General features: G+C 51.9%; 14 protein-coding genes. 13 read left to right on the top strand and 1 reads right to left on the bottom strand.

Annotation, left to right across the window (positions count from 1 at the left end):
- Positions 1-20: 20 nt before the first annotated feature.
- Both OCV62_RS06275 and OCV62_RS06270 read left to right on the top strand, forming a co-directional pair.
- Entirely contained in the window at positions 21-641 is a 621-nt protein-coding gene (locus tag OCV62_RS06275) for a DUF3793 family protein (RefSeq protein WP_021916070.1), read from the top strand.
- 19 nt (positions 642-660) lie between these two features.
- Positions 661-1095, top strand: coding sequence for a flavodoxin (locus OCV62_RS06270; protein WP_117959533.1), 435 nt, complete (start codon positions 661-663; stop codon positions 1093-1095).
- Between the two features lie 289 nt (positions 1096-1384).
- Here OCV62_RS06270 and OCV62_RS06265 read toward each other — a convergent pair whose 3' ends face one another.
- A complete protein-coding gene (locus tag OCV62_RS06265; protein ID WP_021916068.1) occupies positions 1385-1762 on the bottom strand; it encodes a metal-dependent transcriptional regulator in 378 nt (125 codons plus the stop codon).
- Between the two features lie 219 nt (positions 1763-1981).
- Between OCV62_RS06265 and OCV62_RS06260 the strand changes: the two genes are divergently transcribed.
- The 11 genes from OCV62_RS06260 (at position 1982) to cobT (ending at position 13847) form a co-directional block, all read left to right on the top strand.
- On the top strand, positions 1982-3190 hold the full coding sequence (locus OCV62_RS06260) for a glucose-1-phosphate adenylyltransferase (RefSeq protein WP_021916067.1): 1209 nt from the start codon (positions 1982-1984) through the stop codon (positions 3188-3190).
- Positions 3184-4329 (top strand): glucose-1-phosphate adenylyltransferase subunit GlgD, encoded by a 1146-nt coding sequence (gene glgD / locus OCV62_RS06255; protein ID WP_262585631.1) that lies wholly within the window; start codon positions 3184-3186, stop codon positions 4327-4329. Before OCV62_RS06260 ends, glgD begins: the two co-directional genes overlap by 7 nt.
- 13 nt (positions 4330-4342) lie before the next feature.
- Positions 4343-5020, top strand: coding sequence for a lysoplasmalogenase (locus OCV62_RS06250; protein ID WP_262585630.1), 678 nt, complete (start codon positions 4343-4345; stop codon positions 5018-5020).
- 131 nt (positions 5021-5151) lie between these two features.
- Positions 5152-6264, top strand: a complete 1113-nt coding sequence (gene cbiD, locus OCV62_RS06245) for a cobalt-precorrin-5B (C(1))-methyltransferase CbiD (protein ID WP_262585629.1) — start codon at positions 5152-5154, stop codon at positions 6262-6264.
- A complete protein-coding gene (locus OCV62_RS06240; RefSeq protein WP_262585628.1) occupies positions 6249-6482 on the top strand; it encodes an SAM-dependent methyltransferase in 234 nt (77 codons plus the stop codon). Before cbiD ends, OCV62_RS06240 begins: the two co-directional genes overlap by 16 nt.
- An 18-nt stretch (positions 6483-6500) precedes the next feature.
- Complete coding sequence (gene cobM / locus OCV62_RS06235) at positions 6501-7277, top strand: precorrin-4 C(11)-methyltransferase (protein ID WP_262585627.1); 777 nt, start codon at positions 6501-6503, stop codon at positions 7275-7277.
- Positions 7270-8283, top strand: a complete 1014-nt coding sequence (locus tag OCV62_RS06230; RefSeq protein WP_262585626.1) for a cobalt-precorrin 5A hydrolase — start codon at positions 7270-7272, stop codon at positions 8281-8283. The genes cobM and OCV62_RS06230 overlap by 8 nt, the downstream gene beginning before the upstream one ends.
- A gap of 90 nt (positions 8284-8373) precedes the next feature.
- Positions 8374-10002 carry a precorrin-3B C(17)-methyltransferase gene (gene cobJ, locus OCV62_RS18155; RefSeq protein WP_317258840.1) on the top strand — a complete coding sequence of 543 codons (1629 nt, stop codon included), beginning with the start codon at positions 8374-8376 and terminating at the stop codon, positions 10000-10002.
- The gene (cbiE, locus tag OCV62_RS06215; RefSeq protein ID WP_262585625.1) at positions 9999-11285 is read left to right on the top strand and encodes a precorrin-6y C5,15-methyltransferase (decarboxylating) subunit CbiE; all 1287 of its coding nucleotides are present in this window, start codon (positions 9999-10001) and stop codon (positions 11283-11285) included. The genes cobJ and cbiE overlap by 4 nt, the downstream gene beginning before the upstream one ends.
- Entirely contained in the window at positions 11278-12777 is a 1500-nt protein-coding gene (locus tag OCV62_RS06210) for a cobyrinate a,c-diamide synthase (RefSeq protein WP_262585624.1), read from the top strand. Before cbiE ends, OCV62_RS06210 begins: the two co-directional genes overlap by 8 nt.
- A complete protein-coding gene (gene cobT, locus OCV62_RS06205; RefSeq protein WP_262585623.1) occupies positions 12744-13847 on the top strand; it encodes a nicotinate-nucleotide--dimethylbenzimidazole phosphoribosyltransferase in 1104 nt (367 codons plus the stop codon). Before OCV62_RS06210 ends, cobT begins: the two co-directional genes overlap by 34 nt.
- Positions 13848-13873: the final 26 nt, after the last annotated feature.

The following is a 13873-nucleotide window of genomic DNA, read 5'->3' as shown; positions in this document are numbered from 1 at the left end:
GACATCAGAGAGGTACTACGATGAGTCAACAGGCATTTTGGCTGTTTCTGAAAATGGATAAGCGGAATCTGTTCGTACAGATGGCGCTTCAGTGCGCACCGGTGCTGGCGGGAATCAAGGTTTCCAATCTTCTGATCATCGAGGAAAGATACTGGAAGGAACTGTGTTTTCTGCTGCGCAATTCCGAAATGTGTGCCAGAAAGCTGTATCGCTGCAGAGATAAAATTACTCTGTTGCTGTACCGCAGAGAAGAACTGGAGCAATGGGTAAAAACGCTACAGGTCGAAGCCCTTTTAAAAGAGATCGGCTACGACAGCGTGGAGCTGCACCGGATTTTCAGAAAACTGGAACAGCGGATCGGCGGGCACGGAAACGGTGAAATGCCTTTTCCTCATGAGCTGGGGCTGCTGCTGGGATATCCGGCAGAGGACGTCCGGGGCTTTATGGGGATCGGATATAAAAAGTGTCTTTATACAGGCTATTGGAAGGTCTACGAGAAGGCGGAGGAAAAGATCGCACTGTTTTCAGAATACGACAGAGCGATGGATCTAGCCCTTTCTATGGCGTATGAAAGACAGAATATTTTAAAATTAAAAGAAGTTTTTGAAGTCGACAGTCGGGAGAAAAAGCTGGCTGTCTGAATACGAGAGGAGTAGGAAAATGAGCAAGGTATCCGTAGTATACTGGTCCCAGTCCGGCAACACACAGGCGATGGCAGAGGCTGTTGCAGCCGGCATCACAGAAGCAGGAAAAGAGGCAGAGGTTGTTTATGTTTCAGACGTAAACGTTGCAGATTTAACCGCAGAAAAAGCATTTGCATTGGGCTGCCCCGCAATGGGCGCAGAAGTTCTGGAAGAGGGCGAGTTCGAGCCTTTCATGGAGAGCATTGACGGCTCCATCTCCGGCAAGACCATCGCACTGTTTGGTTCCTATGGCTGGGGCGACGGGCAGTGGATGCGCGAGTGGGCAGAGCGCGTGACCGGTGAAGGCGCAACCGTAGTAAACGGCGAGGGCTTAATCTGCCAGGAGACACCGGACGATGCAATGATTGAGGAGTGCAAAAATCTCGGCAAGGCGCTGGCAGCAAACGCCTGAGAACTTTAAAACAAAAAGATTCTCCATAATTTCCTGTTTGATATAATTTTTGACACAGCAAAAGGACAGTTACCATGAAGGATAGCTGTCCTTTTGTTGCACTATGACAGATAAAGAAGGTGCTTTGGCAGATTCTCGCGCCGAGGCGCGGTTGCTTTGGCAACCATCTGCCTATGCGCCGAGTACACATCCTATTGTCAGGAATAAAAAAAGACATCACCCTGCGGGAATGCCTTTTTCGATGGATGTTCGCTGCTTCGAACAACAGAATATGCACTTTGGAAAAAGATTATTGTTTATCGCGGTTTTCCAGAACGTGTTTTTTGATTGCGGCGAAGCTTTCCGGGCTGATGACATGCTCCATGCGGCAGGCATCACTGACGGCTGTCTCGGGATCGACGCCGAGCTGAATCAGCCAGCCGGAAATCAGTTCATGACGTTCATAAATCATTTCAGCAATCTGGCGGCCGGTATCGGTCAGATAGATAAACCCTTCTTTGGTTACGGTAATATGGTTCTTTTCGCGTAGGTTCTTCATAGCGACACTGACGCTGGATTTTTTGAAGCCGAGTTCTTCTGCGATATCTACAGAGCGGACAACTGGATGGGTCTTGCTCAGGACAAGGATCGTTTCCAGATAGTTTTCCGCGGATTCATTTACTGCCATGGGATCACATTCCTTTCTGATGCTGTGCGCCTGCAACAGCATTTATAATAGTATAGCATGGATTTGTACGGTATTCAATTGAAAAAAAAGAAAACAGGACGAAAAAGATCTGTGAGGAAAGAATAAAATTTTGCAAAAGTACAAAAATAGACTGGGAAAAAATGGTCTCTTATGGTAATATTGAATATATTACAAGAATAAACACAGGGGGAAGATTTCATGGCAAAAGAAATGATTGCAATGCTGCTTGCAGGCGGACAGGGCTCGCGTCTGTATGCATTGACCCAGAGACTTGCAAAGCCTGCCGTTCCGTTTGGTGGAAAGTACCGGATTATCGATTTCCCGCTTTCCAATTGTGTCAATTCCGGGATTGATACAGTAGGCATTCTGACACAGTATCAGCCTATGGTGCTGAACGAATATATTGGAAACGGACAGCCTTGGGATTTGGACCGCTTAATTGGAGGCGTGCATGTTCTGCCGCCTTATCAGAAGGCATCCGGATCCGACTGGTATAAGGGAACAGCGAACGCAATCTATCAGAACATCCCGTTTATCGAGCGCTATAATCCTAAATACGTCATCATCCTGTCCGGCGACCAGATTTGCAAACAGGACTACAGCGATTTTTTACGCTTCCATAAAGAAAAGGGCGCAGAATTCTCCGTTGCTGTTATGGAAGTACCGTGGGAAGAGGCATCTCGTTTCGGTTTGATGGTAACGGACGAAAACGACAAGATCACCGCATTCCAGGAAAAACCCAAGGAACCTAAGTCAAATCTTGCGTCGATGGGAATCTACATTTTCAACTGGGATGTTTTAAAGAAATATCTGATTGAGGATGAGGCGGATCCGGAATCTGAAAACGATTTCGGCAAAAACGTCATTCCGAGCCTGCTGCGTGACGGCAGAGATATGTACGCTTATCATTTCAGCGGCTACTGGAAAGACGTCGGAACCATCAGCTCTCTCTGGGAAGCAAACATGGAGGTCCTTGATCCGGAGCACAGCGGCATTGACTTATTTGAGGATGACTGGAAAATCTACAGTCGAAACAGTGGGAAAACCGGTCACAGAATTTTGGATACCGGCGTTGTGGAAAACTCCATGGTGACGGACGGCTGCAGGATCGCAGGACATGTCAAGCATTCGATCCTGTTCTCCGGTGTATCGGTAGAAGAGGGCGCTGAGATCGAAGATGCAGTTGTAATGGGAGGTACCGTTATCAAAAAGGGCGCATCCGTCAAACACTGTATTGTTGCAGAAAATGTCGTGATCGGCGAAAACGCGGTTGTAGGTGAGATGCCGAAAGACGGCGCAGGCAGCGTTGCAACCATCGGTTCCGGTGTTTATATCGGAGACGGCGCAAAGGTCGGCCCGGCAGCTATGATCGATCAAAATGTAAAGGATGGTGAAGAACAATGGTAAACTCCAATGCGAACGCGCTGGGAATTATTTTCCCCAACAGCTATGATGGTCTGGTTCCGGAGCTTGTCACGGAGCGTCTGATGGCTTCCATTCCCTTTGCAGGCCGTTACCGTATGGTAGACTTTATTTTATCAAGCATGGTGAACTGCGGAATCGACAATGTTTCTTTGATCGTCCGTAAAAATTATCACTCTCTGATGGATCATCTCGGCTCCGGCAGAGAATGGGATTTAACCCGTAAATACGGCGGACTCAATATCGTGCCTCCGTTTGCTTCCAATACCGTGAAAGTATACAACGGAAGAATCGAAGCATTGGCGAGCATTCTGGATATGTTAAAGGATGCGAGAGAAAAATATGTCGTGATGTCTGACGCTAACCTTGCGGTAAACTTCGATTTTACAGCGATGCTGGAGCAGCATATCGAAAGCGGTGCGGATGTGACGATCGCATATAAGAAGCAGGAAATTCCCGTCGGAATGAAAAAGCCGTTTGATATTACAAAGGATCTGTACTACACGTTTGAGCTGGACGATGACGGCAGAATCCGTCAGCTGCGGATCAATCCGGAGGACGAGGGAGTTCAGAACCTTTCCATGAACATTTACATCATTGAAAGGGAATTTCTGGTACATATGATCAGCGAAGCCTATAGTAAGGGCATGGTTTATTTTGACCGTGATCTGCTGGCACCGAACCTGGAGCGTCTGAATGTCAGAGGCTTTGAATTTAATGGCTATCTGGCGCGCATCAGTGATATCAAGAGCTATTTCAATGAGAATATGAAGCTGTTAAAGGATGAAAATCTGGACGGTCTGTTTGGCGGCAACCCGATCTACACCAAGATTCGTGACGACAACCCGACCCGTTACATCCAGGGCTCCAAAGCGAAGAACATCATGTCCGCAGACGGTTGCATCATCGAAGGCGAAGTGGAGAACAGTATTCTGTTCCGTGGCGTCAGAATTGCGAAAGGTGCTAAGGTGAAAAACTGCGTCCTGATGCAGGATACAATCGTTGGCGAGGGCGCTAATGTAGAATATGTCATTACGGACAAAAACGTAACGATTTCAGCAGGAAAGGAAATCAAGGGAGCGGACAGCTTCCCTGTATACGTAGCAAAGTATCGCAGTGTATAAATGGAGGATTCCTATGGAAGCTTTCCGGATATGGCTGCAGGAGGAGCCGGCGCTGTTTTTAGGAGCAGCGGCGGCTCTGATGCTTATGAGCGGCAGCCTTTATGAGAGGCAGAGAGAACATAAAACAACACAGACATTGATGTTAAAAGGCGGGACGACGCTGATTGCAGCGCTTGTCGCGGGCGCAGCGGTATGGCAGCAGAACAGCCTGGCAGCATGCTTTGTGCTGGCAGCGACGCTTTGCTGTGCGGTCGCGGACGTCTTGCTGGAACGGATTTTTAATCTTGGCGCATGCGTATTTGCACTGGGACATATCTGCTATCTGGCGGCGTATTTTTCCGAAGCGCATTTTAGCATCGCTACAGCGGTCAGCCTTGTCGTTTTGCTGGCGGGGATGTACCTGATACACCGAAAACAGACCGTCGGAAAAAGCGGCAGGGAGATTTTGTCTGTTGTGGCCTATGGGCTGGTTCTGAGTGCGATGACGGCGGGCGCGATTACCTATTGCTTACAGGAGCAAAGTTTTGGCAGCATGCTCACGGCTTTTGGCGCGGTTGGATTTTTCATTTCAGACAATATTCTGATCTGGCGGCTGCTAAGCGGCTACGAAAGCCGCCTGCAAGGCGCGGTGCTGCTGCTGTTTTATTACGGCGGTGTCTTTTTGATTGCGGCAGGGCAGGTAGTTGGATAAAAATAACGTTTACTTTACGTGTATTTTTTTGTATGATAGGTTACAGCGTGAAAGCAGAAATTCCTCTGTGCAGGAGGCATCTATGGTGGAAAGGGCGCTGGCAAAAACAGAGGCAGCAGATAGGATCGAAAATGGAGTTTGAACATTATATCCAGCAGGGACAGCAGAAGCTGCGCTGCGGCTACACCACAGGAACGTGTGCGGCGCTGGCGGGAAAGGCTGCCGTCCGGATGCTGCTTGGCGGACAAAAAACAGAAGAAATTTCCGTCCTGACGCCGAAGGGGCTTTGGGTCACGACGGCGGTGGAAGAAATTCAAAGCGGCGACGGCTGGGTCAGCTGTGGCGTGCGCAAGGACGCAGGAGACGATATCGATGTCACCGCGCAGTCTCTGATCTGTGTCAAAGCAAAAAAAACGGCGGGAACCAAGATCGTTATCGACGGAGGCGTCGGCGTCGGCAGGGTGACAAAGCCAGGTCTGGAACAGCCGGTCGGCGCAGCGGCGATCAATTCTGTCCCGCGGCGGATGATTTTGCAGGAGGCGGAGGCAGAGTGCCTGGACGCAGGCTATGAGGGCGGACTTTTGCTGACGGTATTTGTGCCGGACGGGGAAGCGCTTGCCAAAAAGACCTTCAATCCGCAGCTTGGCATCCAGGGCGGAATATCGATTCTCGGAACGACCGGGATTGTTGAGCCGAAAAGCGTGCAGGCGCTTGTGGATACCATCGGTCTGGAAATACGTCAGCGAAGGGCATTGGGGGAGGAGGCACTTTTACTGACACCGGGCAATTACGGCATGGAATTTTTAAAGGATCGACCGGAATTTGTCTCCATGACGCCGGTACAGTGTTCCAATTATATCGGGGAAGCCTTCGATTTTGCAGTCAGCAGCGGATTTTCAAAGGTCATATTGGTGGGGCACATCGGCAAGCTTGTCAAGCTGGCGGGTGGTATTATGAATACGCATTCCAGGGTTGCAGACTGCCGGTGTGAGCTGTTCGCCGCCCATGCCGCACTGGCGGGCGTAAGCCGGGATGTGATCGGCAGACTGATGGAGGCTGCGACGACGGACGCCTGTCTGGAAATTCTGGATGAGGAAGGGAAAAAAGAAGCGGTCATGCAGAGTCTGATGAAAAAGATCGGACAGCATGCAGCGCACCGGCTGGGCGGTACGGTGGAAGTTACGGTTCTGGTGTTCAGCAATCGGTTTGGAGTGTTAGGAGAAACTCAGTGTCAGGAAACATAAAGGGGATTTTTTACGGAGTGAGCACGGGTCCGGGAGATCCGGAGCTGATGACGGTCAAGGCGGTACGCATTTTGAAGGAAGCAGACGTCATCGTAGCGGCACGTGCGATGGGAAAACAGGAAACCGCGCTGGAAATTGCAAAGCAGGCGGTCTGCCGGGAGAAGTCGTCAAGGACGGTCTTTTGGAAAACGAGGCTTATGGATATTTCACAACTGTGATTGTAAAGGAGTAAAGAAGTGGTTCATTTTGTTGGGGCAGGCTGCGGCGCGCCGGATCTGATCACATTGCGGGGACGCAGACTTCTGGAAGAAGCGGATGTTATTGTTTATGCGGGCAGTTTGGTCAATCCGGCACTGCTCGGGTTTGCAAAAAAAGACTGCAGAATTTATAACAGCGCGCAGATGACGCTGGAAGAAGTGATTGCCGTCATGGAAGAGGCGGAAAGCAGACAGCAGATGACAGTGCGGCTGCATACGGGCGACCCGAGCCTGTACGGGGCGATTCGAGAGCAGATCGACCGCCTGAAAGAGCAGAAGATTGCTTACGATGTGACGCCTGGCGTTTCGAGCTTCTGTGGTGCGGCAGCAGCGCTGGATGCAGAATACACGCTGCCGGGCATTACGCAGAGCGTGATCATTACCCGGATGGCGGGGCGGACGCCGGTGCCGGAAGCAGAGTCGATTGCCTCCTTTGCGGCGCACGGCTGCGCGATGGTCATTTTCCTGAGCGCCGGGATGTTAGAGGGACTACAGCGCGAGCTGTTAAAGGGCGCTTACACGGAACAGACACCGGCAGCAATTGTATACAAGGCAAGCTGGCCGGAAGAGCGCACGCTGCGCTGTCCGCTCGGAAATCTTGCCCGGTGCGGGAAAGAAGCCGGCATTTCCCAAACGGCGCTTGTAATGGTCGGAAATTTCCTCGGGGATGTTTATGACAGATCGTGTCTGTATGACCCGGCGTTTACGACAAAGTACCGGCAGGGCACGGATACGGAAGGAAACGCAAATGAGTAATCATATCATCTGTTTCAGCCCAAGCGGCGCAACGCTCGGGCAGAGGATTCTGGCGGGAGAGGATGTCTTTGCTACAGACTGGGAACTTACACAGTGTTTCGGAGCAGATCACGAAAGTCTGTCGGACTGGACAAAGCGGGTTTTTCAGCCGGGCAACAATCTGCTTTTTATCGGTGCGGCAGGAATCGCCGTACGTGCGATCGCGCCTTATGTCCGGGAAAAACAAAGCGATCCGGCTGTGGTCGTGATGGATGAAAAGGCAAACTGGTGCATCCCGATTTTGTCCGGGCATCTCGGCGGAGCAAATCTTCTTGCCAATAAACTTGCGAAAATGACAGGCGCGCAGGCGGCGATTACGACGGCAACAGATGTGCGGGGCGTCTGGGCGGTGGACAGCTGGGCGAAACAGGAAGGGCTGACGGTTGTAAATCCTTCCGGAATTAAAGAAATTTCTGCGGGGCTTTTGCAGGGACAGACCAAAAAGCTGTTCAGCGAATTTCCCATTTCCGGGAAGCTGCCGGAGGGGCTTGTTTTTTCCGATGCAGCGTCCTGCGATATTTATATCGGAATCCACAGGCTGACAGGCCGAAAGCAGGAGCCTCTTTATCTGATTCCTGCAGCGCTGATCGCAGGAATCGGATGCCGGAAAGGTGCACAGCGGGAACAGCTGGATGCGCTGTTTGAGGAAGTGCTGGAGCAGAACAATGTCTGGCAGCAGGCGGTTCAGAAAATATGCAGCATCGATTTAAAAAAAGAGGAACCGGGGCTGCTTTTATTTTGTGCAGAGCATGGTATTTTGCTGGAAACCTACGATGCGGAAACGCTCCGAAACCTGGACGGGGAGTTTACCGCATCGGCATTTGTCAGTCAGGTGACGGGTGTGGACAATGTCTGCGAACGGAGTGCCATGGCGGGCAGCCAAAATGGGAAAATTCTGATTTCCAAAATGGCGAAAAACGGTGTGACGGCAGCCTTTGTACTGGACGAGGTCAAAATTTCCTTCTAAAGCGAATGGTATCCTGAAAATTCTATTTTGTGGGAAGAAATTTCAGGATAGTTGTATGCAGTGAAATATCGATTGACGGAGAGAAAAACGATGAAACGTCTTTTTGTAGTAGGGCTTGGGCCTGGCGGCAGGGATGGTATGACGCTGGAGGCAAAAAAAGCGCTGGAACAGTCAGAAGTAATCTGTGGCTATACCGCCTATGCGGATTTAATCCGGGAAGATTATCCGGAGAAGGAATATCTGGTCAGCGGTATGACAAAAGAAGTCGAACGCTGTCATATGGCGCTTTTGGCAGCGCAGGACGGAAAAACGACGGCAATGATCTGCAGCGGGGATGCAGGCGTGTACGGAATGGCAGGGCTTGTACTGTCGTTGGCAGAAAAGTATCCGGAGACGGAGGTTGTGATCGTTGCGGGCGTGACAGCGGCGCTTTCCGGGGCAGCTCGGCTGGGCGCACCGCTGATGAACGATTTTGCCGTGATTTCCCTGTCCGACCTTCTGACGCCAAAGGACGTGATCGAGAAGCGGCTCCGTGCGGCGGCAGCGGGAGATTTTTCCATTTGTCTGTACAATCCGTCGAGCAAAAAGCGGGCGGACTATTTAAGCTGGGCGTGCCGGATTGTATCCGAGTATTATGCACCGGATACGCCCTGTGGCTGGGTGCGGATGATCGGAAGACAGGATGAAGAGAAGAAAACCTGTACGCTGCAGGAGCTTACCAAAGAGCAGGTGGATATGTTTACGACGGTCTTTATCGGCAGCAGCAGGACAAGCTTCCAAAACGGTCTGTTGGTAACAAAGCGCGGCTATGAAAAGCGGGTGGCGGTCAATCGGGCAGGCGGAAAGGAAAAGCTCAGAATCCTGCTGTTTGGCGGAACAACGGAGGGCAGAGAGCTGGCACAACGTCTGTTGACTCTTCCAGTCATTTTCAAAGTCAGTGTAGCAACTCCATATGGAGAGGAACTGCTGCAGGATCTGCCGCAGGCAACGATTCTGGCAGGGCGGATGAATCGGACACAGATGGAGCAGGAGATGGAAAAGGGCTATGATCTTGTGATTGATGCGACCCATCCCTATGCGGCAGAGGTGAGCGAAAATATCCGTCAGGCAGCGCAGCAGGAGCAAATCCGTCTGCTTCGGGTTTGCCGGAGAGCTTCAAAGGTCGGCAGTGACTGTTACTGGGTGCAGGATGCAAAGGAAGCGGCAGGACTGTTGCAGACGCTTTCTGGAAATGTCCTGCTGACGACGGGCAGCAAGGAGCTTGCGGCATTTGAAGGCGTGGAAAAAGAGCGGCTCTATGTGCGGGTGCTTCCCTCCAAAGAAGCGCTTGATCTGTGCGAAAAGGCTCAGATTCCGCACAGCCACATTCTTGCGCTGCAGGGACCCTTCACAACTGCGTTAAATATTGCGCTGATGGAGCAGTACCATATCGACATCCTCGTGACGAAGGATGGCGGCAAAAAAGGTGGCTTTCTGGAAAAACAGGAGGCTGCGCGTCTGCAGAAGGCTGCGCTTGTCGTGATTGGCAGACCGACGCAGGAAGAAGGGTATTCTGTAGAAGAAGCCTGGAACCTTGTACTGGAGAGCCTGTATGCAAAAGGAGGCGCTGGCGGATACGCGCAGGTCGAGGACAACGCAGCATCCGGGCGGGCGAAGCTGTCCACAGCTGTAGAGCAGGAACAGCAAGTCTACGACACGAAAGGAGGCGCTGTGGAATGAGAAAACTGACAGTCGTTGGAATGGGACCCGGCAGCCAGTCCTGCCTGACACTGGAAGCGTTGGAAGCGTTACGCAAAGCAGACCTGATTGTCGGGGCAGGGCGCCTGCTTGAAACACTTCCGGAGGGATGCTCGAAGAATCGGAAAATAGCGGTTTCCGCCCAGGCGGTCTGTGATGCAGTGTATGGTTCTGACAGCAGCTTTCCCTGCGTGGTCTGTACCGGGGACACCGGCTGTTACAGCCTTTGTACCGGGCTTGGAAAATACTGGGACGGAGAGCTCTCCATTCTGCCCGGGATCGGAAGTATGTCCTATTTGGCTGCGAAACTGCAGCTGCCGTGGCAGGACTGGAAAGTGGTGAGTGCCCACGGAAGAGCCTGTGATCCTGTTGCGGCAGTTACAGAAAATCCGGAAGTATTTTTTTTGACCGGACCGGACAATACGGCGCAGGAACTTTGCAGACAGCTGATGCAGGCGGGATTTGGCGGATGCCGGGCGTATGTCGGAGAAAAGCTTTCCTATCCGGAAGAACGGATTGTGTCCGGAACAGTTCGGGAAATAGCAGAAAAGATATTTGCGCCACTGGCGGTGCTGGTGGTGAAGCGGGAGAAAACGGCAGACGATATCGGAAACGATACGGTATCTGTGAAAAAGGATTCTGAGAATTCTGTTACGGAATCTTACTGGCGGGAGCGTGCAAAGGCACATGGTCCCGGACTTTTGGATGACTGGTTTGTCCGGGGAGAGGTTCCAATGACAAAACAGGAGGTGCGTGCAGCTGTGCTTGCAAAGCTCGGGGCGGCAGGCGCGAAAGTCCTTTATGATGTCGGTGCAGGAACCGGTTCTGTTTCTGTCGAACTTTCGCTGATGGCAGGACAGGCAGACGTGTATGCGATTGAGTGTGAGGAAAAAGCAGTAGAATTGATTGGGAAGAACCGGGAGCGGTTTGGCTGCGGGAATTTGCATGTGGTTTTTGGAAAAGCGCCGCAGGCATTAGACTCCCTTCCTGCGCCGGACGCTGTGTTTATTGGCGGGACGAAGGGAAATCTGCCGGAAATTTTATCCATCCTTTTTGAAAAAAATCCGTCCGTCCGGATCGTTGTGACCGCGATTTTGCTGGAAACAGCACTGCAGGCATGTGAAAGTCTGGAAGCGTTTACCTTAAAGCCGGCAGAAATCATGCAGCTTCAGGTTTCGCGGTCGAAAAAGGCAGGAAAAGGTCATATGCTTTGCGCCAATAATCCGATCTTTTTAATCAGTGCCGGAGGATGTGCAGATGAATAGGATTTTATTTGCAGGTCTGTCCAGCGGAAGCGGGAAGACGGCTGTTACCTGTGCGTGCCTACGGGCGCTGCAGAAAAAAGGAATCTCTGCGGCTTCGTTTAAGTGCGGACCGGACTATATCGATCCGATGTTCCATCAGCGCGTGCTCGGCATTCCGGGAGAAAATCTGGATCTGTTTTTTGCAGATGCAAAAACACTGCAGCGCCAGATTGCCTGCTATGAACAGCGGTGTAAAATTGCAGTGCTGGAGGGCGTGATGGGATATTATGACGGTCTTGGCGGCGTGTCGGACCGGGACTCTACATGGGATGTTGCGTGTGCAACAAATACTCCGGTAATTCTTGTTGTGCGTCCGAAAGGTGCGAGCCTGACGATTGCCGCACAAGTTCAGGGAATGCTTTCTTTCCGGAAAAGAAACCAGCTTGCAGGCATTTTGCTCAATGGCTGTTCGGAAAGGATGGCGCGGCTGCTTGCACCGATGCTGGAGGAACAGACCGGGCTGCCGGTTGTTGGTTTTTTGCCCTATGTGGAAGATGCTTCTTTTGAAAGCAGACATCTAGGGCTTGTGACAGCGCAGGAGGTCGGAGCGCTGTCGGAAAAGGTGGACAGGCTGGCAGATGCTTTTTTACAACATGTTGATCTGGAGCAAGTGCTGCGGATCGCAGCGACAGCGGACAGCGTGGGCGAAAACACAGAGCAAAAGGACAATACAGTGACGGCAAAGGGCGCAGAAAAAGCTGGTGCACCGACAGACCGCGCTGCAGCGAGCTGGGCGGCGGACGTTGCAGAGCCGGCGCGCCAGAATCGCAGCACTGCAGTGCAATTTTCCATTCCCGCCGCCCGGCGGCTTCGAATCGGCATTGCACAGGACACAGCGTTTTGTTTTTATTATGAAGAAAACAAAAGAGCGCTGCGGCAACAGGGATTGGAGCTTGTGGAATTTTCGCCGATGGAAGATAAAAAGCTGCCGGAAGGCATCTGCGGATTGTATCTGGGCGGCGGATACCCGGAGCTGCACGCCGGGAAGCTTTCTGAAAACAGTGGGATGCGTCATGCAATTTTTGAGGCGGTCCGTCATGGAATGCCGACGATTGCGGAATGCGGCGGCTTCCTGTATCTGCAAAAGGAACTGGAAGACGCTGAAGGACAGGTCTGGGAGATGACAGGCGTTTTGGATGGAAGCGGATTTCGGACGAATCGCCTGCAGCGCTTTGGATACGCGGTCATGACAGCAAAAGAAAATTCCATGCTGTTTGAAAAAGGGGAAAGCATTCCGGTGCATGAATTTCATTACTGGGACTGTACCCAGAACGGGACAGCGTTTGAAATGAAAAAGCCGGTCGGAAACAAAACCTGGGAGGGAAGCGTAGCAGGAAGCAGTCTGTATGCAGGCTTTCCGCATTTATATTTTCTGGCAGAGCCAAGGCTGGCAGAACGGTTTGCCAGGGCAGCGGCAAAATGGCAGGAAAAGCAAAGGGAGAAGGCATTGTGAATTTGGAAAGGTTATCAAATCAGCTGAATCAGATATCGGAGCCGGACAAAAAGGCAGCGTCGGAAGCGAAGCAACGATGGGACAGTGTGGCGAAGCCCCTGGGAAGCCTCGGGCTTTTGGAGGATGCGCTGATTCGGATTGCAGCGCTGACTGGGAGCGCGGACATTGATCTGTCGGTGCGCAGATTGTATCTGATGTGTGCGGATAACGGCGTAGTGGCACAGAACGTCACACAGACCGGAAGCGAAGTGACCGCGCGGATGGCAGACAGCTTTGCCGCCGGAAAAAGCAGCGCCTGCAGGATGGCAAAGGTGGCGAACTGTCAGGTAGAGGCGGTCGATCTCGGAATTTTAAATTATCCGGGAAATCCTGGAGTCCGAAACTGTCGGATCGCCAACGGGACGGCGGATATTACGCAAAAGCCGGCGATGACAAAGGCAGAGCTGTACCGCTGTATCGAAACGGGAATCGGGCTTGCAAAGTGCGCAAAAGAGGATAGGGTAAAGCTTTTGGTGACCGGAGAAATGGGAATTGGCAATACGACGACGTCCAGCGCGGTTGCTTCGGTTCTGCTTGGCTGTGATCCGCTGCTTGTGACGGGACGCGGTGCAGGCTTGTCTGACAGCGGGCTTTCCCGTAAACTGGAGGCAATAAAAAAAGCGATAAAGCTTCACCACCCGGATCCGGAAGATCCGCTCAGTGTGCTCTCTATGCTTGGCGGGTTCGATATTGCAGGAATGGTCGGTCTCTACCTTGGCGGCGCGCTATATCAGGTTCCGGTGCTGATTGATGGTGTGATCTCTGCAGTGGCGGCACTTTTGGCGGTAAAAATCTGCCCGGCTTCCAAAAAGGCAATGCTGGCAACGCATGTATCTGCGGAACCGGCCGGATGCATGATTCTGGATGCAATCGGTCTGGAACCGATGATCACGGCGGGCATGCGTCTCGGAGAAGGAACCGGTGCGCTGTGCGCGATTCCGATGCTGGATATGGCGTGCAGCGTCTATCAGGGTTCTACATTCGGAGAGCTTTCGATCGAGGCGTATGAAGAGCAGGGCAGCCAGCTGTAAGGAAGCAGAAAACGGAAAAGAGGAAG

The organism is Gallintestinimicrobium propionicum, assembly GCF_025567525.1.
Taxonomy (GTDB): domain Bacteria; phylum Bacillota; class Clostridia; order Lachnospirales; family Lachnospiraceae; genus Gallintestinimicrobium; species Gallintestinimicrobium propionicum.
This window is presented reverse-complemented; position numbering and strand designations above follow the sequence as displayed.

What these genes read in the sequence shown, in the direction of transcription:
- OCV62_RS06270 (WP_117959533.1), top strand. Translation starts at nt 661, where the DNA reads ATGAGCAAGGTATCCGTAGTATACTGGTCCCAGTCCGGCAACACACAG.
- cbiD (WP_262585629.1), top strand. Translation starts at nt 5,152, where the DNA reads ATGGAGTTTGAACATTATATCCAGCAGGGACAGCAGAAGCTGCGCTGC.
- cbiE (WP_262585625.1), top strand. Translation starts at nt 9,999, where the DNA reads ATGAGAAAACTGACAGTCGTTGGAATGGGACCCGGCAGCCAGTCCTGC.
- OCV62_RS06230 (WP_262585626.1), top strand. Translation starts at nt 7,270, where the DNA reads ATGAGTAATCATATCATCTGTTTCAGCCCAAGCGGCGCAACGCTCGGG.
- OCV62_RS06265 (WP_021916068.1), bottom strand. Translation starts at nt 1,762, where the DNA reads ATGGCAGTAAATGAATCCGCGGAAAACTATCTGGAAACGATCCTTGTC.
- cobJ (WP_317258840.1), top strand. Translation starts at nt 8,374, where the DNA reads ATGAAACGTCTTTTTGTAGTAGGGCTTGGGCCTGGCGGCAGGGATGGT.
- cobT (WP_262585623.1), top strand. Translation starts at nt 12,744, where the DNA reads ATGGCAGGAAAAGCAAAGGGAGAAGGCATTGTGAATTTGGAAAGGTTA.
- OCV62_RS06210 (WP_262585624.1), top strand. Translation starts at nt 11,278, where the DNA reads ATGAATAGGATTTTATTTGCAGGTCTGTCCAGCGGAAGCGGGAAGACG.
- OCV62_RS06260 (WP_021916067.1), top strand. Translation starts at nt 1,982, where the DNA reads ATGGCAAAAGAAATGATTGCAATGCTGCTTGCAGGCGGACAGGGCTCG.
- OCV62_RS06250 (WP_262585630.1), top strand. Translation starts at nt 4,343, where the DNA reads ATGGAAGCTTTCCGGATATGGCTGCAGGAGGAGCCGGCGCTGTTTTTA.
- glgD (WP_262585631.1), top strand. Translation starts at nt 3,184, where the DNA reads ATGGTAAACTCCAATGCGAACGCGCTGGGAATTATTTTCCCCAACAGC.
- OCV62_RS06275 (WP_021916070.1), top strand. Translation starts at nt 21, where the DNA reads ATGAGTCAACAGGCATTTTGGCTGTTTCTGAAAATGGATAAGCGGAAT.